This is a genomic window from Paenibacillus marinisediminis (genome assembly GCF_054343325.1).
In genome coordinates, this window is sequence record NZ_JBTGUH010000028.1 from 1 (window position 1) to 773 (window position 773).

The 773-nt window shown below is 47.2% G+C and carries 1 protein-coding gene; it reads left to right on the plus strand.

Translation table 11 applies throughout. From position 1 onward, the window contains the following. The coding region (locus tag ACXX53_RS23035; protein WP_458571020.1) for an IS3 family transposase at window positions 1–767 on the plus strand (767 nt) is incomplete at its 5' end. Window positions 768–773: the final 6 nt, after the last annotated feature.

The following is a 773-nucleotide window of genomic DNA, read 5'->3' on the forward strand; positions in this document are numbered from 1 at the left end:
CATCTGAGACAGACAAACGTAGGGAGAAACTTACTGAGCGCATTAAATGGCACTTCTTCGACTCGGATGAAACCTACGGAAGTCCGAGAATACGCAAAGAACTCGTGAATGAAGGTTGGACTGTATCGGAGCGTACGGTTGGTTTCATCATGCGCGAAAACGGACTTCGCTCGTGTATGGCGCGTAAGTTCAGGGTTGTTACAACAGACTCCAATCATGACATGCCAATCGCTCCGAACATCCTGCAACAAGACTTCACTGCGACGAAACCAAATGAGAAATGGGTTGCCGACATCACCTACATACCGTGCCGCCAAGGAAAGCTCTATCTCGCTAGCATCTTGGACCTATACACAAAACAAATCGTTGGATGGAAGTTAAGCGACAGAATGACGACTGACCTCGTGCTGGATGCACTGAACCAAGCTTACGCTGCGAAAAAACCGAAGAAAGGCCTAATCCACCACTCTGATCGGGGTTCCCAGTATGCCTCCAAAGATTATCGTGAGCAGCTGGAGCGACTCGGTATGGAGCCAAGTATGAGTCGTAAAGGTAACTGTTATGACAACGCCTGCATCGAGGCATTTCATAGCATCTTAAAGCGTGAGTTTATTTACAGCAAACCAAAGTTCAGAACCAAAGAAGAAGCACAGCAAAAGCTATACCGCTACCTCGAGTTCTTCTACAACCGAAAGCGATCTAACAGTACCCTCGGATATATGTCGCCGGTACGATTTGAGCAATTGTACTACGAGAGAGCAGCATAACTTAAG